The organism is Proteus hauseri (assembly GCF_040139125.1).
Classification (GTDB): Bacteria; Pseudomonadota; Gammaproteobacteria; order Enterobacterales; family Enterobacteriaceae; genus Proteus; species Proteus hauseri_B.
Map to the genome: position 1 here is coordinate 576,155 of NZ_JBEEUB010000001.1, position 18,929 is coordinate 595,083.

General features: G+C 37.8%; 27 protein-coding genes. 9 read left to right on the top strand and 18 right to left on the bottom strand.

Annotated features, from left to right (window positions below; genetic code table 11):
* Position 1 precedes the first annotated feature (1 nt).
* From ABN099_RS02575 to ABN099_RS02625, 11 genes are all read right to left on the bottom strand, one after another.
* Positions 2-1,027 carry a DUF968 domain-containing protein gene (locus ABN099_RS02575; RefSeq protein WP_349462136.1) on the bottom strand — a complete coding sequence of 342 codons (1,026 nt, stop codon included), beginning with the start codon at positions 1,025-1,027 and terminating at the stop codon, positions 2-4.
* Positions 1,024-1,827 (bottom strand): KilA-N domain-containing protein, encoded by an 804-nt coding sequence (locus tag ABN099_RS02580; RefSeq protein ID WP_349462137.1) that lies wholly within the window; start codon positions 1,825-1,827, stop codon positions 1,024-1,026. Before ABN099_RS02580 ends, ABN099_RS02575 begins: the two co-directional genes overlap by 4 nt.
* Positions 1,828-1,845: 18 nt before the next feature.
* Complete coding sequence (locus tag ABN099_RS02585; protein ID WP_349462138.1) at positions 1,846-2,232, bottom strand: RusA family crossover junction endodeoxyribonuclease; 387 nt, start codon at positions 2,230-2,232, stop codon at positions 1,846-1,848.
* Positions 2,233-2,307: 75 nt separating this feature from the next.
* Complete coding sequence (locus ABN099_RS02590) at positions 2,308-2,703, bottom strand: hypothetical protein (protein ID WP_349462139.1); 396 nt, start codon at positions 2,701-2,703, stop codon at positions 2,308-2,310.
* A complete protein-coding gene (locus ABN099_RS02595; RefSeq protein WP_349462140.1) occupies positions 2,700-3,338 on the bottom strand; it encodes a phage N-6-adenine-methyltransferase in 639 nt (212 codons plus the stop codon). The genes ABN099_RS02590 and ABN099_RS02595 overlap by 4 nt, the downstream gene beginning before the upstream one ends.
* Positions 3,331-4,464 (bottom strand): replication protein 15, encoded by a 1,134-nt coding sequence (locus ABN099_RS02600; protein ID WP_349462141.1) that lies wholly within the window; start codon positions 4,462-4,464, stop codon positions 3,331-3,333. Before ABN099_RS02600 ends, ABN099_RS02595 begins: the two co-directional genes overlap by 8 nt.
* A gap of 9 nt (positions 4,465-4,473) precedes the next feature.
* Positions 4,474-4,653, bottom strand: a complete 180-nt coding sequence (locus ABN099_RS02605; RefSeq protein ID WP_349462142.1) for a DUF4222 domain-containing protein — start codon at positions 4,651-4,653, stop codon at positions 4,474-4,476.
* Positions 4,643-4,852 carry a hypothetical protein gene (locus tag ABN099_RS02610; protein WP_349462143.1) on the bottom strand — a complete coding sequence of 70 codons (210 nt, stop codon included), beginning with the start codon at positions 4,850-4,852 and terminating at the stop codon, positions 4,643-4,645. Before ABN099_RS02610 ends, ABN099_RS02605 begins: the two co-directional genes overlap by 11 nt.
* Positions 4,853-4,940: 88 nt before the next feature.
* Positions 4,941-5,399 (bottom strand): YmfL family putative regulatory protein, encoded by a 459-nt coding sequence (locus ABN099_RS02615; RefSeq protein WP_156733233.1) that lies wholly within the window; start codon positions 5,397-5,399, stop codon positions 4,941-4,943.
* Positions 5,400-5,414: 15 nt separating this feature from the next.
* Complete coding sequence (locus ABN099_RS02620) at positions 5,415-6,077, bottom strand: hypothetical protein (protein WP_349462144.1); 663 nt, start codon at positions 6,075-6,077, stop codon at positions 5,415-5,417.
* A gap of 51 nt (positions 6,078-6,128) precedes the next feature.
* Positions 6,129-6,362 (bottom strand): transcriptional regulator, encoded by a 234-nt coding sequence (locus ABN099_RS02625; RefSeq protein WP_036900996.1) that lies wholly within the window; start codon positions 6,360-6,362, stop codon positions 6,129-6,131.
* Positions 6,363-6,437: 75 nt separating this feature from the next.
* Here ABN099_RS02625 and ABN099_RS02630 point away from each other — a divergent pair, with 75 nt between their 5' ends.
* Complete coding sequence (locus ABN099_RS02630) at positions 6,438-7,157, top strand: LexA family transcriptional regulator (RefSeq protein ID WP_156733232.1); 720 nt, start codon at positions 6,438-6,440, stop codon at positions 7,155-7,157.
* A gap of 124 nt (positions 7,158-7,281) precedes the next feature.
* Positions 7,282-7,485 (top strand): hypothetical protein, encoded by a 204-nt coding sequence (locus ABN099_RS02635; RefSeq protein ID WP_311752736.1) that lies wholly within the window; start codon positions 7,282-7,284, stop codon positions 7,483-7,485.
* A 212-nt stretch (positions 7,486-7,697) separates the two neighbouring features.
* Here the strand turns inward: ABN099_RS02635 and ABN099_RS02640 are convergent, their stop codons facing one another.
* On the bottom strand, positions 7,698-8,192 hold the full coding sequence (locus tag ABN099_RS02640; protein WP_072070917.1) for a hypothetical protein: 495 nt from the start codon (positions 8,190-8,192) through the stop codon (positions 7,698-7,700).
* A 283-nt stretch (positions 8,193-8,475) separates the two neighbouring features.
* On the opposite strand from ABN099_RS02640, the gene ABN099_RS02645 reads away from it, so the two are divergent.
* The 4 genes from ABN099_RS02645 to ABN099_RS02660 all read left to right on the top strand — a co-directional run bounded on the left by ABN099_RS02645 (position 8,476) and on the right by ABN099_RS02660 (position 11,563).
* Positions 8,476-8,850, top strand: coding sequence for a hypothetical protein (locus ABN099_RS02645; protein ID WP_252447340.1), 375 nt, complete (start codon positions 8,476-8,478; stop codon positions 8,848-8,850).
* Positions 8,851-8,915: 65 nt separating this feature from the next.
* Positions 8,916-9,743 carry a YfdQ family protein gene (locus tag ABN099_RS02650; protein ID WP_349462145.1) on the top strand — a complete coding sequence of 276 codons (828 nt, stop codon included), beginning with the start codon at positions 8,916-8,918 and terminating at the stop codon, positions 9,741-9,743.
* A gap of 57 nt (positions 9,744-9,800) precedes the next feature.
* On the top strand, positions 9,801-10,328 hold the full coding sequence (locus ABN099_RS02655; RefSeq protein WP_349462146.1) for an HD family hydrolase: 528 nt from the start codon (positions 9,801-9,803) through the stop codon (positions 10,326-10,328).
* A gap of 215 nt (positions 10,329-10,543) precedes the next feature.
* Positions 10,544-11,563, top strand: coding sequence for a tyrosine-type recombinase/integrase (locus tag ABN099_RS02660; RefSeq protein ID WP_349462147.1), 1,020 nt, complete (start codon positions 10,544-10,546; stop codon positions 11,561-11,563).
* Between the two features lie 243 nt (positions 11,564-11,806).
* On the opposite strand, the gene ABN099_RS02665 is transcribed toward ABN099_RS02660, so the two are convergent.
* Positions 11,807-12,949, bottom strand: a complete 1,143-nt coding sequence (locus ABN099_RS02665; RefSeq protein WP_349462148.1) for a FliC/FljB family flagellin — start codon at positions 12,947-12,949, stop codon at positions 11,807-11,809.
* Between the two features lie 387 nt (positions 12,950-13,336).
* Between ABN099_RS02665 and fliD the strand changes: the two genes are divergently transcribed.
* The 3 genes from fliD to fliT are packed head-to-tail and all read left to right on the top strand — an operon-like array spanning position 13,337 to position 15,546.
* Positions 13,337-14,755: a flagellar filament capping protein FliD gene (gene fliD, locus ABN099_RS02670; RefSeq protein ID WP_349462149.1), complete on the top strand. Its 1,419-nt coding sequence runs from the start codon at positions 13,337-13,339 to the stop codon at positions 14,753-14,755.
* A 20-nt stretch (positions 14,756-14,775) separates the two neighbouring features.
* Complete coding sequence (gene fliS, locus ABN099_RS02675; protein ID WP_064720336.1) at positions 14,776-15,174, top strand: flagellar export chaperone FliS; 399 nt, start codon at positions 14,776-14,778, stop codon at positions 15,172-15,174.
* Between the two features lie 18 nt (positions 15,175-15,192).
* Complete coding sequence (fliT, locus tag ABN099_RS02680; RefSeq protein ID WP_349462150.1) at positions 15,193-15,546, top strand: flagellar protein FliT; 354 nt, start codon at positions 15,193-15,195, stop codon at positions 15,544-15,546.
* 140 nt (positions 15,547-15,686) lie between these two features.
* Here fliT and ABN099_RS02685 read toward each other — a convergent pair whose 3' ends face one another.
* From ABN099_RS02685 to ABN099_RS02705, 5 genes are all read right to left on the bottom strand, one after another.
* Positions 15,687-16,142 carry a GNAT family N-acetyltransferase gene (locus ABN099_RS02685; protein ID WP_349462151.1) on the bottom strand — a complete coding sequence of 152 codons (456 nt, stop codon included), beginning with the start codon at positions 16,140-16,142 and terminating at the stop codon, positions 15,687-15,689.
* A 235-nt stretch (positions 16,143-16,377) separates the two neighbouring features.
* The gene (locus ABN099_RS02690) at positions 16,378-16,659 is read right to left on the bottom strand and encodes a hypothetical protein (RefSeq protein WP_349462152.1); all 282 of its coding nucleotides are present in this window, start codon (positions 16,657-16,659) and stop codon (positions 16,378-16,380) included.
* A gap of 222 nt (positions 16,660-16,881) precedes the next feature.
* The gene (locus ABN099_RS02695) at positions 16,882-18,015 is read right to left on the bottom strand and encodes a hypothetical protein (protein ID WP_349462153.1); all 1,134 of its coding nucleotides are present in this window, start codon (positions 18,013-18,015) and stop codon (positions 16,882-16,884) included.
* Between the two features lie 346 nt (positions 18,016-18,361).
* Positions 18,362-18,577 (bottom strand): hypothetical protein, encoded by a 216-nt coding sequence (locus ABN099_RS02700; protein WP_349462154.1) that lies wholly within the window; start codon positions 18,575-18,577, stop codon positions 18,362-18,364.
* Between the two features lie 101 nt (positions 18,578-18,678).
* Positions 18,679-18,900 carry a DUF6500 family protein gene (locus ABN099_RS02705; protein ID WP_349462155.1) on the bottom strand — a complete coding sequence of 74 codons (222 nt, stop codon included), beginning with the start codon at positions 18,898-18,900 and terminating at the stop codon, positions 18,679-18,681.
* Between the last annotated feature and the right edge of the window lie 29 nt (positions 18,901-18,929).

An 18,929-nucleotide genomic window follows, 5' to 3' on the forward strand; every position in this document is an offset into this window, starting at 1 on the left:
GTTAAATAAATGCACCGATGCCTAGCGACCGGTTTAAGAAATTAAATAACAACTCGATTTGATTACCGTGAGTGTTTTCCCATTGTTTTGGGTCACGGTGTAGCTCGTCATGGTGAATGCGACATAATGGAATAGTGAATAAATCATGAGCTTTCATTCCCATACCTCCCATGCCATGACCAATGATGTGGTGCGGATCATCAGCCTGTTGCCCACACACGCAACACGGTTGAGTTTTCACCCATTGTAGCCATTTGGTATTTTCCCAACGTTGCATCTTAGGTTTAAGAAGAAATGACGCTGGTGGCTCAGGATCGACAGAGACTTTTATAACGGGGTTTATCGCATCTAATCGCTCATTCATTGTTGATAGGGCTGTTACATTGCTTGGGATAATGTCAGCCTCAGGGAAACCGCCATGCACTCTGCGCTCCTTCGGCTCCTCAGGCCAATCCAACACTCTCCGCAATATGGCATCGGGCAACTCATCAACAACACCATGCATAACGGCAAACGTGAAAAAATCTGGAATGGTTAGCTGGTGGTTATCATCTAACCTCAAACGAAAACGAATAGTGTCTATCATCCAATTAATACGATTTTCATGTGCTAATTCAGCTACCCACACAGCCGATGAATAACGAATATGATTATCGTGGTACCAACAAGTGCGGATCACCCCCGCCTCATGAAAGGTTGTTACTAATTCATGGTGATGGTAATTATCCTCATCGTTGTCAATCTGACAGCAATGAATATTACGAGTTACCCACATATCCATTGGGGCAACCTTATCTATCGCATGAACCACTTTTTTACTATTGAGAAATTGTATGATGTGTTTGTTATTCAATAATGGCTGCTCATCACCCGTTAAAACACCTGACGGGAGAACGTCTAAACTTTTAGGTACATCACTAATAATTACGCGATGGTTATTCTTAAATTGCTCGAGTAATTCAGCGCCCGGTTTCAACAACACAACACCCAATTCTTTTTGAATATAGGGGGTTAACAATAGCTTCATGCGCTCACCTGTTTATTCAACATCACCATACGGATCAATTCATCCGTTTTGCTCTCAAAGAAATGCGGTTGGGTTTCACGAGGGTTATTAGGGCTGGTCATGTTCTTACCAAACTGACAACCCCTTGCCGTAACAGACCAAAACTCCTTCGTTTTGTTAGCTGTTTTCGTGCTTGGACGTGATAACCGCTCAACAATGCCGAGATCAGCTAATCGTTTGTAGGCTTGTCGTGCTGAAATAGGTAAATTGTGTTTGTTGATCAGCGTTGATAGTGCAACTGTTGAACGACTTGAACCATCCATAGATCCGCTTGGCGCATCAATCGCATAAACAGGGGCTAACTCAGGTAATCCAGCCATTGCTTGTAATTTTTGATAAGCGCCTAACTTTGATGAATTCGAAAAATTTAAACTTTTAGACATCGACTCAAGTAGTATCACTCCCGCCTGCACTTTATCGCTGAGTTTTTCTTGGTGCTGTTGTGTCACTAGAGCATCAAAGGTGCGGATCACTTTTAAATGAAAAGAAGCACTGATCCACATTGCATAAGCGTAGACCAATTCTTTGCAAACATAGGTACCTTGGTTATATCCACCAGCAACAGTAACAATAGGCGCTCCTGAGATCACAGGAGCGGTCGAAATTTCATCAATTAACTCTTTTGTTTGAGCCAATGAACTCCAGTTTGACGGTTGGTGCCGTTTTTCACCACCCGACACTCGATGTAAATCATTTAAACAATAACGACCGGCTACATCTCTACGAACCTGAAAACCATCAATAACAATTAATCCATTCATGCTATTTCTCTCCACGTTTTATTCGTGACCGTACATCACGCTTTTACTATGCTGACGAATGGTGATTTCAAGCTTCCCGCCTTTAATAACGTCCATCCATTCAACATCCATTTTTTTAATCTGCTTGTCATCCACCCATACACCAGCATGAGTGAGCGCATCAAAAGGGGCTTTTAGGAAATTATCGATATCTCTAGCCTGTTTAGTTGGTGGGTACAATTTCACTGAAACAAACACATCACCCTCAATCGATTTTGGTCTGCGTTTTAATTGTTCATAGACTGCTGCAATTGCATTTGATCTAAAGACTCGCCCTTTTACACTGACTAAGGTTCCTCTTTTGGTGTTTCTCCAGTAAGTGTTCACACTAGGTGGAAATGGGAGTGTGAGTATTAATTCAGACATAAGTCCCCCATAGACCAATCAGTAATGTCACTACAAACCAAAACGCTACAAACAACATGTATTTAATTATCATTATCAGCTCCTATTATTACGTGCTGCTCTGACTAACGAATCGTAGGGCTCAGTTGGTAATTTCCCCATTAATGAAAAATTAGATGTCGCGTGTTTTACCCATTTAATAGTTGGCAAAGCACATTTTTTAGTTTTCTGAATATTCAGTTTTTCAATGTAGACTGACTCACCTGATTTACGGTTCTCTGTTATTGCTGCATGAACTCTTTCAGACTCTTTAGTTACTCTGTAACGTAATGGGCGCACTTCGCTGATCCTGATTAATGCACCCAAACTCCAAAGATGAGCTAGCGCTCTTGATGCACCACCCAGTGTGGTTTCTAAATCACGAGTAACAATGTCGCGATCTACTACCTCACCGACTTTGTACAATGCTAAAATTTGCTCTGTGATTTTCATGCAACACCTCTCGATACAAGCCACTTTGCTTGTTCAATAAATGTTTTGCCGATTTGCTCTAGCTCACTACGCTGAATGTAATCAATGGCGTTACCATTCCACGTTTTATCAAACACCACGATAGCACCAGCAAAAAATGCCCCCGTTGGCACTTGAGTTTCATCCGCAGGAACAAACCATTGAGGAACGTCAAAACCAACACGACCGCGAATAAAACAAATATGATCGGCCTCTTCACACCACCATGTTTCGCTTGTGGCCACTTTCAACAAGAAAACATAGCGCCCGCCTTTTTCACGCATGGCTAACGCATGATTCATGATATGTCTAACACCAGTAACAGCTTGTTTTTCATGATATGAACTACGTGAATATGGTGGATTAGCAAAAGCTGAACCGCCGATTTCTTTGAGTTTTTCCGACCAATCTTGAGTAAGCGCATTATCCTCAACGGTGTAAAAATGAGGGCATTTGCTGTTTTGTGCATCGGTAAAGAGATCTAGCGTAAAAGGCCCATAGAGCGAATTGATACCCCAGTACAGATTTTCAGGGGTGCGCCACTGATCGCCAACTTCCTTTAATCTATGAGAAGATTGGCTTTTCAAGTCGTGTAATTTCAGTGCGTAATCAATCATTGCTGGCCTCCTGTGCAACTTGCTCTGCAACTTGTTTCCAGATACCACGCCATGCAGATAACCCAGCAACCTCACTCATTCTACCTAGTCCGTTCTTGCGGGCTTGAACCGCTGACAACTCTTGAATTCTGTTTTTTGGTTTCCATCCAGTTCGAAAAATTAATAGAAATGTTTCATCGCGCTCGACAGTATCAATAGCAACTTTTTCATCACCAGCTAGGCGCAGCGTTACGCTATCCCATTGCTCCCTCAGTTTTTGGGGGCATTGAATATTCTTTTTCCAGAACTCGTCTTGAGTAATGCGTTTGTAGAGTTGGCAAATTTCTTTGTGAGAGCGCCCGTCAATTGTGCTCATCAAGCGAATGTCGTTAGCCCATTCCGTGAAATTAGGCTCTTTAGGTGCTTGAAGTCCCATATCTACGAACACCTCGCATTTTCGAGCAAACAACCATTCTGCACATTTTAAATCGTCTGCAGTTCCCCATTTCTGGAAGTTAGCGCTGTAAATCACTGCTTCGGGATAACGAGTTAAAAAATCATTTTTCGGCTGGTCGCTGGATTCGTTAGAATTCTGCGACGAAGGGTTTTTAGTGATCTGTAAGTTTCTATCTGAGTTAAGATCTGTATAAAGATAGGATTCCTCACTTTCGACGTTTCCATGATTCTGCATTTCTGCGGTTTCCATTCCGCATTTTCGACGTTCCAATTCCTCACTTTCGACGTTTCCATTCCTCACTTTCGACGTTTCAGAAATAGATGGAAAAATCATAGAGATAAGTTTATTGCCATCTATCTTGTAGTGAGTAACGGGTGTTCCATTGACCTTTTTTGTCTTGGTTTCAATCACACCAGGGAAATACTTCTTACGTAATTTATCAACGAGGCGTCGAGCTTGCTCTTCACCAGAAAGCCCGTGAATTTCTTCTGCCAGCTCTTCATGGCTTTTATAGAACCAGCCATCATCAGCACTTGATGAAACGCCAGACCAGAAGACAAGTTGATTTAAAATTGCAGACAAAGCATGAGCTTGCTGATCACCCTTGAAAAAGTCTAAATAGGGAACAGGAATAACAATGACGTTTTTCTGCCCTGACATAGCTTGTACAACATCAAAAATAGTCGTCATAGCGCCGCCTCACTTAACTCTGGTGTACTTCTCTTTAAAACGCTGCACAGGTTCACATTGTGGGTCGTCGCAACCATCCAGCATAAAAATGACACGCTGTTTTGCTCTGTCATAACGAACAACATGAACAACGATACCTCTGTGATTTTTGTAGTAGCGATCAAGTTTGTTTGGGTTCTCATTGCTCATTGCCTCGCTCTCCACTTGAAAAATAAAAATCAGCCCATGCCTTTTTAAGAGACTGTCTATCTACCAAACCTGAATTTAGTTGGTAGTTGTCTGGTTGTTCATCAGAAGCTATGATTTCTACATAGCGAAATGACTGACTACCCGAGACGGGTAAACAACGGAATTGCTTTTTAGGTATTAAATGCGCTAATCTACTCATGCTTATTTCTCTTCACACAATTGAAATTTGCAAACCGAAGCCAGCGACCGTACATCGTTGGCTTCACCCTTTCTGGATATAGCCATCTTTAATTTCTCTTTTGATGTAACGAAACAAATGCATTCATAAATGTGCGGATCTGCGAAATTAATCCATCCAACATCATTTTTATTTTTTGCTCTTCATCATCATCAATAACGCCATCAGCCAAACTGTCTTTCATGATTAACGCTAAACGCCCCTGCATTTCGTCAACATTGCTACGCAGTACAAACAGCTCAGTTTCGTCCAACTCTGCAGGACTAATTCTGTCCACGAGCAAGCGGTTTGATTCACGAGCGACAAATTCAGCAAATAAAACGGTCTTAGAGATATCTTGCATCGCTAACAACTCGTTTAAATCAAAAGAACGACAGCCATTTTTCTCGTAAAGTTTGTTGTTAAATGACGTTAAAGACAGACCAAGTGCTCCAGCCATTGCCTCACGTCCACCAGCTGTCGCCTCACACATTTCTTTCACTACTTGTTTTATTGATTGATTACTCATAGATACCTCTTATTATTAAAACCACAACCATTGGCAAAAAGTCTTACGTGGCATGACATAAAGCTTTTCTGGATTATTTCTATAAAACCGTTTTGCTTTTAACTCATGAAGCTTCATCCAGCGCTTACGTTTTGCTAATATTCGTGGGCTAAAACACTCGCTAAACATTATTCCTAGTGGGATCATCACCAAGGACACAAATAACATACCGATAAGGAATGATTTAACATGCTCGATATCTTCTTGGGTCACTTGGTCTTGTTTCTCAAAACTAGCCTTAGCCTTATTACTTTCTTTTGGGCTATTTTTTCCTTTTTCTTGGGAACTTGGATTGGTCATACCCTCGCCCGAAGAAGAGACAAGAGAAAGGAGTTCAACGTCATTGCAGATCCGTTGTTCTTGCTCCTTGATAAATTTCTCGATGACTGTAAAGACGGGAAAAGAGACATGCCTCGTATTACTCGTGATGACTTCAGAGCCTTGCGCCCTCACTTGACCACAAGACAATGCAACAACTATAACCATGCCGTAGACAGCTTTTTTGATACTCTTAAAAGCAATGAACTTTATGAGAACGATTGGATTTATCCTGTTATTAGGAACCCCGCAGAGATGATCCCAAACATCAATAACCTTATGGTTTTTATTAAACGCCGTTAATTTTATTGAGTGACTCATTTCCTACCACCATTGATAAACTTTTGTAGTTAACTGCTTTAAACGGTTTTGTTATTCTTTTGGTAAGCCATCGGTTTTATTTGGATAGAGATCAGGGCGCAGTTGATGTGGAGATACAACCCAACCACCTAATTCACATAATTGAATGACTCGCTCTGCTGGTACTTTGTTATTTTTGATCCAGTTAAAAACTGACTGAGGGGAATTAAAGCCAAACATTCGAGATACTGCAGATGGCACCCCAATTGTTCTAATTGCTTTTTCTGTATAATTTTCTTGGTGCATAAATGCCTCTCCTTAAAGTAATACACTAATACTACTTAAAGTAGACAAATAAAACAACTTAAAATAGAAATGACAATGGCGGGATTGGTGGATAGAATTCTACTTATGGTAGAAAATAATAAATATGATACTTTCGCTAAACGGCTAACCCAGCGAATGAAAGAAGTTAATGTAGACATTCGGCAATTGTCCGAACAGGTTGGTGTGTCTTATGAAATGGCACGTCGATATACGCTGGGCACAGCCAAGCCTAGAGATGATAAGATGGAATTAGTTGCTAAAACCGTTTTTTCAACCCCTGCATATCTTGATTATGGTGTCGGCCTACAAACTAATCCTCAGAACGAATTTAATAAAGACACAGTAATAGTCAGACAAATTGAGGCATTTGCATCAGCTGGAAATGGTTATGTTAATAACCCATATCCAGAGGTGGTTAGATCAATAGAAATACCACAAGAACGTGTTTATGAGCTATTTGGCCGTAGTAATCTAGACGGCGTAATGATCATCAATGTTGATGGTGATAGTATGACTCCAACACTAAACCCTAAAGATTTACTTTTTATAGATACAAAAATAAATCAGTTTAATGGAGACGGTATCTATATCTTTAACTTTGAAGATTCTACGTTTATTAAACGATTGCAACGGGTTAAAGGTAGAAAATTAGCTGTAATATCAGATAATGATTTTTATCCTCCATTTTTTATCGATGATCATGAAATACATGAAGTTTATTTTCATGGAAAACTCATAAGAAGCCTACCAATGTCATTTAAACAATTCGCATAAACATTAAAGCCAACTTTTAGTTGGTTTTTTTACGCACATATTTTCTACTTTTAGTTGTTGACAATATCTACTTTTAGTTGCATTCTACTTCTAAAGCGAAATAATTTGGGTGAGGAGAGTGGTTGTGACAACTGAACCAATAATCATACCGCCAGCCAATTTCACTGATGAAGATATCGTTGCTTGGATGAAAGATAAATTATCTTCTGTTGATCATCTGCTTGAGCTTTATGCTAAACGTGGGGAGCTGGTGGCTGACTTATCAAAATTGGATGATGAAATAGACGAGTACAGAATCAAAAGTGCTATTCAGACCCAAAGTAAATGATTTTTATGTGTGAAGAGAATCAATTGTGTGGAGGGAAATTGGCGTGAGTAATACTACTAGTGAAAAACAATATCTCAGGATCTACGCCTTGGTTTTTCATAAAAATGCGTTAACTCTATCAACCGACAATATTCATGACGATTTTTGGTTGGAGCTACATGAAACCGTCGGTTGGGTTAAGTTTGTAAAACACAGTGAAGAATCTGAGTTTGTTAAGAACGGAGCACTGTTTGTAGCCACTGAACTGCGTCCGGTATCTGATTCAGCCCCTTACCCAGTAGTTGAAGCACAATGTGTTTTGTGGCGTCAACGGGAAGCTCTTTTAAGCGCTGCAAATACCCTTTCCTTTCTTCTGGGTCAGGGACGTTTAAAGTAATGAAATCACGAATTTCATTTAATGTTTCATCATGTAGTCTGACTGTAATTACTTTAAGAGAGGTGGATATACTACCTTCCTCAGTAAGTAGATTTATAGCATGTCTAGTTGCTTTTATTAGTGTAAGTTCAGGAAATGCACCAGCCATTACATGGATTACTCCACCGGTTATCATTTCCTCTTCACTAAGATATGCAATGTTTTTTAATAAAATATCATCATCAATGTCAGAAAAATCTGACGGTATATTTTGGGGTTGAATAGCATTAGGGTAATCCTGTACTGCAATTTCCAGAATTTTTAATTGTAATGCTCTGCTGAAACCTGACATTTTAACATTCTCTTGGTTGTGTCGGATCTTCCAAGAATACCACCACCGCCTGAGGTGGGAAAATAATCAGGCACAATATTTGAAGTGTGAAGAGAAACAATGGCTGGCTGAGTCTTAAACCAACACTGGGGGAGTGGTGATAATGTTCTGCTCAGTCAGCCATTTTTATCAAATCTAACAATAAGTAAGGGTACTGGCATTCATCCATGACAGTCCATATCAGGTATCCACTGTAGCTAGTGCCCTTTCTTATTGTGTGAAGTGATAACGTGAGGTTATAGAAATGAGCCAAGAAGATCGTAAGACAAATGTCCCCGACTTTCTTTCAGAATTAGACGCTGGCGTTTTTGAAAATAAAGTCTCTGCAGTTTTAAATGATGTAGCGTTAGGCGTTTTGAATAATGGTGGAAAAGGCAAGGTCACTATTGAATTAGATATTGCTCGCCTTAGTAATTCAATGGAAGAAAAACGAGTTGAAATAACTCATAAACTTAAATTCTCTGCACCAACACCACGCGGAAAACGGGCTGAAGAAGACACCACCAAAACGCCAATGTACGTGGGTAAAGGTGGTAAGTTGACAATTATGCAAGAAGATCAAGGTCAATTATTTTCTTTGCAAGGTCAGCCCGAAGGGAAATTAAAATCCGTTAATTAGTTTCCTTATTTTTAATTAAACCTATCCATTTAATTTAATGCTTTTAAATAAGTAGGAGTTTATTCATGTCTCAATTAGACGGCACTGCTATTTCGCAAATTCAAAATATGGCTGTGGCTTCATTAAGTCTCGATGCAATAGAGAAGTCTCTTTGCCCTGCTATTGTTCTTCCGAACGACTTTAAAGTAAGTAGTTTGGAAAATTTACAAGAAGGTCGCTTCCGTTTTCGCGGTGAAATGAAAACAACCAGTATCAGTGACTTTGTTAAATACTCAATCAAAAACGCAATTGAAGAAGGTGTTAGCTGCTTTATTGATGCCGATGAAATGAGTGCCAAAACTATTTTTAATATCGGCACAATTGGTGAACCTGGTCATGCTGATAACACGGCTGTTATTAAATTAAAACAAACAGCTCCATTCGCTGAACTATTAAAAATTGATGGTGTTAAACATCGCCAGAAAGAATTAGCTGAGTGGTTAGAAGATTGGCGCGATTATTTAATGGCGTTCGATGCTGACGGTAATGTTCTAGATATCAAACAAGCTATTTCTGCTGTTCGCCGTATTACGATTGAATCAACACGCTCCGCTGAACATGAAGATGCTGATTTTAGTGCTAAGCGTTCAGTATTAGAGAATGTTGAAGCCAGAAGCAAAGATGTAATGCCTACTGCATTTCAGTTTACCTGCACTCCGTATGACGAATTAAAAGAACGTAGCATTAAATTGCGTTATAGCGTACTCACAGGGGGTGATATTCCTGTTTTAGTGCTCCGTATTGTTCAACTTGAAAACCTTGAAGAACAAATCGCTCAAGAGTTTCGCAATCTACTTTGTGATGAATTTGATGAAAGTGAAATCGAAACATTCATTGGTAAATTTTCAGCGTAAATAATAGTACAGATGCCACTGATCTGGTGGCATTTATAGAATTGTGTGGAGAGAATAATGACTTATATTGCAACAGCAACAAATAAGCACTTCAATTACCTCGATGTACGGATCGAGGATGTTGATATTCAAGATATTGCAAGTGGCCTTGCTAATGAATGTCGTTTTAATGGGCAGCTTGATAATTTTTATTCTGTTGCTCAACACTCTGTATATGCGAGTTATTTAGTTGCGCCTGAGTTCGCGTTGGAAGCTCTTCTTCATGATGCCAGTGAAGCTTATGTCAAAGACCTACCATCACCACTTAAAAAACTATTACCTGAATATAAATTAATTGAATTGCGCGTGGAAAAGATGATCCGCAAAAAGTTTGGGTTACCAGAAACTATGTCTAATGAAGTTCATTTTGCAGATCTAATGATGCTAGCAACTGAAAAACGTGATTTAGAAATCGATGTTGGTAGTAATTGGCTAATGCTTGATGGCATCCAAACTGGTGATTTTGTTGTTAATCCATTAACGCCACCACAAGCAAAATCAACGTTCCTACAGCGTTTTTATGAGTTATGTAAGGGAGAGAGATAAATGGATGATGACAGCTATTTCACACTGAAAGAATACGCAAGGAAATTAAAGCTTTCTCGTCACACCATATATCGAAATCCTACTAATTTTTTTATGTTTCGAGTAGGTGGATCATGGAGAGCAAACCGCGGAAGTCTGAAAAAATTTGAGTTAGCACAGTTTAATGACAATAATATTTACCGGCTAAGTGTAGTCGGTGGTAGGAGAATTTCAAAATGCCGATCTACAAAAGAGGTAAAAAATACTGGATTGATATCACATCTCCAAATGGAGGAAGAATTAGACAATCTGCTGACACCTCGGACAAAATAAAAGCACAAGAATATCATGACAAGTTGAAATATGACTTATGGCAATTAGATAAATTGGATAAGCATCCAGATAAGATCTTTGATGAAATTATTATTCTTGCTTTAAAAGATGCCGAAGGACAGAGAAGTTTTTCAAATAAACAGACCCAAGCTAAATATTTCTTAGGTATTTTTAAAGGAAGAAAAATATCAACAATCACAAGGGAAGAAATAGCTAACTCTTTACCTATTTATAGTACAGCGAGAAAGAGAAAGCTATCTAATGCATCTAAAAATAGATATAGAGCTTTCATTATGCGAGCTTTTTCACTTGCTCATAAAATGGGGTGGGTTAAAGAACAATTATATATTCCAAGAATGAGGGAACCTACGGTTAGAGTTAGGTGGCTTGAAAAAGAGCAAGCTATTGAGTTAATTAATAACCTGAAGCTTAAGTGGATGAAAGACCTTGTTAGCTTAGCCTTACTGACTGGAGCCAGACAAGGAGAATTGCTTTCATTAACGTGGCGCAATGTAGACTTAGACAAAGGTGTAGCTATTATTACTGCTGAAAATGCGAAGTCGAAACGTGGTCGACCTCTCCCGCTTAATGAAGAGGCAGTAAATATTCTAAAAAATATGCCACGGAAATTCGATTACATATTTACTAGAACAGGAAAGAAAAAAAATTCAATTGGCTTAGAGGATTTTGCTCGAGCAATAAAGTTAACTAGATTAGTTGATTTTAGGTTTCATGATCTGAGGCATACATGGGCAAGTTGGCATGTGCAAAATGGAACCCCATTAATGATACTTAAAGAAATGGGTGGATGGGAGACATTAGAAATGGTTAAAAGGTACGCCCATTTAAGTGGAGAGCATTTAAGTAAATATAGTGAGTTCGTCACAATCTCGTCACACTCGATAGATAGAACCCAAAAATGAAGCAACTAATCTCTTAATTAATTGATATTTAATAATAGTCATAATGTACTATTATACTCAATTCAATAAAATTTAATGCTTGAGGTATCATAAAATAAATAATCAATCTCAATCTATTAATATTTAATGAAATTAAAAAGTTTAAAAGGTAAGAAAAGATAGTTTAATAATACTTAATATAAAAAGGTCCTCTTACGAGGACCTTTTGCATATAGAAAGGTATCTTTTGTGTCAGTGTACGAATTAACGTAACAGAGACAGAACTGTTTGTGGTACTTGGTTTGCTTGAGCAAGTACTGAAGTACCTGCTTGTTGCAAGATTTGACCACGGCTCATGTTAGAAACTTCTGTTGCATAGTCAGCATCTAAGATACGGCTACGTGCAGCAGATAAGTTGTTAACAGTGTTGTTCAGGTTGTTGATAGTTGATTCAAAACGGTTTTGAATCGCACCTAAAGAAGAACGCATACTGTCAACAGTGTTGATAGCTTCGTCTAACGTTTTCAGTTGAGCTTCAGCTTTTTCAGCTTTTTCAGCTCCAGCTTTAGCTTCTTCCGGAGTGTGAATTTTAACCTCTTTGCCTACTTTATACTCTAAAGTTTTAGCAGTAAGTGGATCTGTTGGGTTTTTAACTGATACTTCAGCTTCATAAATTTTACCACCAACAGTAATATAATTTTTGCCGTTTACTTCAGCAACATCATCTACTGTAGCAGCAGGAGCTCCATTAATTGATGCTTTGCCTAAGTCGGCAGCAACAATACCTTCACCAAGTTTAGCTGGAGCTAAATCAGCTGCTGTTTTTTTGCCACCAGCAATATCAGCAGCTGTTAAACCACTAAATTTAGTTTCTGCACCAACTTCTAATTCGTCAACTTTCAGTGTTTTGCTATCAACTTTTTTCAGGTCAAATTCAATTTTTTCTTTGTCGTTAGTACCAACGTGAACGGTCATTTTTTCTTTCTCACCGCTCAGTACTTTAACGCCGTTGAATTGAGTTTGCTCAGAAATACGGTCGATTTCACCAAGACGTTCTTTAACTTCTTCTTGGATTGATTTGATATCTGATTCTGAGTTAGAACCGTTTTTAGCTTGAACTGTTAACTCACGGATACGTTGTAAGTTGTTATTGATTTCGTTCAGTGCACCTTCAGTAGTTTGAGCGATAGAGATACCATCGTTCGCATTACGTGCTGCTTGAGTTAAACCATTTACGTTTGAAGTGAAACGGTTAGCAATCGCTTGACCTGCTGCATCGTCTTTAGCGCTGTTGATACGTAGACCAGAAGACAGACGCTCGATTGCACTTCCTAAAGCTCCCTGAGATTTATTCAGGTTGTTTTGAGTTACCAGAGACAGATAGTTGGTATTAATGACTTGTGCCATAGCTAGATTCCTTTAAAATCAAGTCGATAAAATAAAAGTTTGCCTATTCATTTTCGGTGTTAATCACCGGCAACAAGTTTATCGGCACCCCACATACAACCTTTAACTTTTCCTACAAATATTTCTGCGATTTTTTATAGAATTCATATCAAGCTAATGATAAATAAAGAAAATAATTTATTATTTTTTTATTAAATTTTTATCACTTTTCGTCTAATATCATTTGTTCACTACCCAAATTGCGCTTTGGTCACCAATAGCAATAAATGGCTTCTATATGGCAGCCTGTTTAACTCATCAAAAAAACCAAATAGACGTAAACTTTTCGCCGATTCTACCGATAACGTTTTTTGAGGATTATTTTACGAACACAGAAAGGAGACCGGTATGGCTGGTATTGCTTCACTAGGCGTGGGCTCAGGGATGCCTCTAAGCCAAACATTGGCACAATTAGAGGCGGCGGAAAATAAACGTCTTGAACCCCTTGATAAACAGATGAAAAGCTATGAAGCGCAAATTACCGCTTACGGTAAAATTCGCGGACAGCTTGATAAGCTACAGAAAGCCTCAGAAGATTTAAAGAAATTCGATAAAATCACTGCAACGAAAGTTGAAGATGAGTTTGATGCCTTTAAAGTTAAAACAGACGGTAAAGCCAGTGTGGGTAACTACACCGTTTCTGTCACTCAATTAGCTCAAGCACAAACATTAAAATCAACGGCTGTAAGTGATGCAAAAAAACCGCTTGGTGAAACCTTAGGCGACGGTAATAAACGTACTTTAGTTATTACACAACCTGGTGAAGAAAAACCATTACGTATTGAATTAGAAGATAAGCAAACTTCAATAATTGAATTACGTGATGCAATCAATAAAAAAGAAGGTAATGTTTCCGCAACCATCGTTAAAGCAGATGATAATACCAACTATTTAGTACTGACTTCTCGTAAAGAAGGTACTAAATCAAAAATGGAAATTACTGTAGAAGGTGATAACAAACTTAATGATTTTCTACAATATTCATCTAAATCTAACAGTGGAAAGATGACCCAAATCGTTGAAGCAAAAAATGCTAATTTAACGGTTAATGGGATCACAATTGAACGTCAGACCAATGAGATTAAAGATGCCCCGGAAGGGATTATTTTAAATCTGAAAAAAACCACTGATAACAATAAAGATGGCGTAGATAAACCTGAAATTATTAATGTTGCTCGTGATATTGAGCCGATGAAAAAAGCGATTAAAGCTTGGACGGATGCTTATAACGAACTTAGTACCACCTATAAAGACTTAACCAAATATACCCAAGTTGAAAAAGGAGAAGCATCTTCCAAAGACAACGGTGTTTTATTAGGTGATAGCACCAGCCGGATGATTATGTCTGAGCTAAAAAGCTTTATTACTAGCTCTCAATCAATATCAGAATTAGATACCCTTAATAAAATGGGTGTTAAATTCAAAGTTGATGGCACGTTAGAGATTGATAATAAAAAGCTCGATGACGCGTTAAAAGAGAAACCAGCTAACGTTAAAGAGTTTTTTATGGGTGATGGTAAAGAGACCGGTTTTGGTACTCAAACTTATAATTTCCTGAAAAAAACCCTGCAATCTACAGATGGTACCTTAGATATTGCCACTGATGGTGTGAAAAAACGGAAAAAAACGTTAGATAAACAAATTAAAAACACTGAGCGCAATATTGCCGCGACAATGGAACGTTATAAAAACCAGTTCCAACAGTTAGATAAAATGGTTAACTCCATGACTAACTCAAGTGCTTCTATTGGTCGTTTATTAGGTTAATTTTTTAAAAGTAGGACATTATGTATCAACAATCAGCCAGTAAAATGTATGCTCAAATCGACGTTGAAAGCGAGATTTTAAACGCCTCTCCTTACCAGCTGATCCAGATCCTATTTAATGGGGCGCTTAGCGCCCTTCGCCGTGCCTTAATATTAATGGAACAAGGAAATATTGCCGCTAAAGGCGAGAATATTTCTAAAGCGATTAATATTATTGGCAATGGCTTAAAACAAGGTCTGGATAAAGAAAAAGGCGGCGAGCTTGCAGAAAATCTGGAGCTTCTTTATGACTATATGGTTAGTCAGTTGCTAGATGCTAACTTAAAAAATAACCCAGAAAAAATTCATGAAGTCATCAAGCTCTTAACAGAACTCTCTGATGCTTGGCAACAAATCGGCACGCAGATTAATTCTTATTAAAATAGAGTGGACAAGAATATGGATATTATGGCGGCTTACGAGCATGTCTTGAAATTAAGTGAGCAAATGTTAACGCTTGCCAAGGATCATCAGTGGGATCAGCTGATCGAAATGGAAATGGACTACCTAAAAAGCGTGGAATCTATCACTAAGATGATAAAACCCGCTGATGGTGAGCTAAGTTTACAACAACGGCTCACGGATATATTAAAGAAAATCTTAGAAAACGAAAACGAGACGCGAAATTTATTACGAGCAAGGTTAGATGAGCTCGGTGTGTTAATCAGAAAGACTGAACAAGAGCAGAGGGTACAAAATAGCTATGGTCAGTTTACAGAGCATAGTTATTATCCTGACCTTAATCTCAAATAACATTCCTCTGCGCCAAAAGCCGATTTACTAGCTAATGGCGTCTTTCTATCTAAGCAATTAGAGGCTTTTATTCAGCTAAATTTGTTATCGGTAACGTACTGTTTTCTGGTTGTTTTGTGATTTATTTTATTTATTACATTCTATAGTTGCGGCATTAATACCATATCAATATGCGGAATATTATCTTCAAGATAAGGTTCTGAATCGATAACAAAACCATGTGATTGATAAAAATCGACTAAATAAGTTTGAGCCATTATTTTCACACTATCCGTCTTAAATTGCGTAAAGGATGCTGAAATAGCTTCTTTTAATAATTGATGAGCAACACCACCACCACGATACGCTTTAGCAACAATCACCCGCCCTATTGATGCCTGTGGAAATGCAATACCTTGAGGTAATAAGCGCGCATAAGCCATTAGCTGTTGAGTCTTCATATCTTTAGCAAAGAGATGCCATGATTGTTGATCAATACCATCAAGATCTTGATAAGCACATTGCTGTTCACAAATAAAAACCTGATTTCTTAACGCTAAAATAGCATACAGCTCATCTGTCGTAAGCTGTGAAAATGTTTTTAAAATCCAATTCATGCGTTTTGATTTCCTGATTTTTACAAAATAAAAAGTAAGCAACATCGCAATGTCATCGCTTATATCTGTTTATAACAGATTTAAACGCATTACATCGTGCTTATTAAATTCATTATTGGTTTAGTTATGAAGTAGAACAGTAAGGTAATAACAGACTCCCCACGAGCCTTTTCTTTTTATATCAAGATTATCTGAGCTTCTAGTAACTGACGGCAGACATAACACTCAATGACGGTTAAGCCCGTTGCAGCCCTTTCCATGCTCTATTTTTTACTTCCGTCACTAAGATTGCTGGATTTAATGTAATTTTTTCAGCAATAGAAAAAGCGAGCTCTATTACCTCTTTATGATTTTTAGTTGCTGTTTGGTAATTAAATTCAGCTAATGGCAGAACATATTTACCTTTCAACCCATAAATCTCTTTTTTAAACCCTTCTTTCAACATTCTTTGAGTAAGTAATACATAATCAGCATTTTCAATATCCGAAAGCTCAACTCTAACAGTAAATTCTGGCATAGCGTTCTCCTACAATAAGTCTATGACCAATAAAATTCTGTTAGCTCTCTTGGTTCAATATAATAAATTAGTCACGATTTTCATAGTAGGCGTATGTGATAAATCGTGTGATTTTAAATTTGTCGCTAAATTTTTAGTGAGTATCGTAAAAAAATCGCCCACTAAACGTGAGCGACAGATTTAATTAAGTACATCTGCATACAACTAAAATATTTTAGCTATCTATTTAATTACATCATAAAGATGATTATCAGCTAAGTAATCTGCAGTTAATCCGCCAGAGGGTTTAAATTGTGCCCCTGCAATTTCAGAGAAGGCTTTACCCTGCTTACCCAATGAGACTTTACGCTCGTCTTTACCTGTACTTTCATAAATAGAGTAGGTTTTACGGCGCATTGCGGTGTATTTATCTAAATCATTATGAATATCAAGATGATACTCTTTAATTTGTTCATCGGTTAATGCGAGTTTATTGGCTAAATCACATCCCCAACGCGTTAAACACACTTCGGCAAAATGGCGCACTAATAAACCCGGAGCATATAATGCATTTTCACCTTCAGCACCATCTAAAGCTGCATTACCCACTAATGTGGCATGACGTCCTGAAATTGGAAAAATATGCATGTTAGTCTCAGGCTCAATGGTTGGAATAACACAAGTAAAGCCTTTAGAACGCTCATCTTTTGCATAGAATCCGACGTACTCTTTAACGTTTTTACCAAGAGCCACTTTTTCAGGTTGGAAATTCAGTGGACCAGGAACGGGGTCGATAGCAAAAATATTGACGGGAATATCTTTTAATTGTGGATCCGCTAACATGGCATTTGCCAACATATGGCAAGTAATACCACCTCGACTCCAGCCAACTAAGTTAACTTGAGTGGGAATAATGCCATCTTTACGGAAAATACGGATAATTTGTTGTTGAAGTTGCTGTTGAGTAATATGACGGTCGCCATAATCATATTTACGCCACAAGAAAGAGCCAGTGACTTTTACATCTTCGATTGGAATACCAGCTTTTTTTAGCTGGTTATATTGCTCTTCTGTTAATTTTTCACGTTGCCAGTCAAAATTCCCTTTCATCAGACAAAGTGCATGTTGAACATTTTCTTCCCAACCACTGCCAAATAGAGAACCTTTAAGATCAGAGTAATTAGGACTTTCAACCCATAAATCATCTTCTTGCAGGTTACCACTTCCTGGACCATCAACAATAAACCACTGTGCAAACTCACGACCTTGGTTATTTTGAGCCAATGTGGCGACTGTTTCGCCATGCCAAAAAGTTGGATTATTGTTATCAAATGAATTAGAGCCGGTACCACATAAATAAACGGTTAATACTGTCATAATTTAATATCCTTTTAATTATCACTAAAAAATCAATATGCTGATTTTTATTTCCATGTTTGAGCTATTCCTTAGCCCAGACAAACCTTAGCCTTTCATATTTTTTTATTCAATTGCAAAAAATGAACCAACACAGCTCAGATCACATAATTACATTTTATTTATTTCGTTAAAAAATAAAAAACCAACATAATCAATAGACTAGGCTAGTTGTATTTAATTGGGTTTTATTATTTTGATTTGTTTCTTAGGTATGTTTGCTTATTTTATTCACTATGTGAAAAAATTGATTTAATAAAGGCAAAAAAAATCCCACCAAAGTGGGATCTTTTATTAAGGTAATTTGTTATAGACGATTAAAAGCAACTACACGTACTGCAGGAATATCAGCTTGAGCTCCGTCAGCCACTTCCTGACATGCTTTTTCTAACGCAATATGAGGTGAAAGACCACTCTCAGTTTCTACTATTTTATGTCCGGCGTAGGTATCACCATTTCTGGAACGCACTTTATACGCAATAAACCAATATTCCATATCATCACCGTTTACGTTATTAATCATGGAATTACCATAACGGTTTATTTCTCTCTTTAATGTGACAATAATCAACTATCTTCGGTTTAATAAAGATTTTTAAATAGTAAAAAGCAATTGTGGTTGTTCTAACACATTTCTGACTGAATAAGTGCTTTAATTTTAACCGCTTTTTCAAAATGATCTAATTTATGCGTCATTATCCACCACGTAGCGGCTTCCATTAGTAACTCTGGCTCGTCATTTTTATTAGCAAAAAAGGCATAAAAAGATAATCCGACATTTTCACCTTTAGCGGCTATTTTCGCATCGCAAACTTGAATGATTTTTTGTTGTAGTATTTTATTCATCGGTCTTCTTTTATTTTTACTATTGAGTC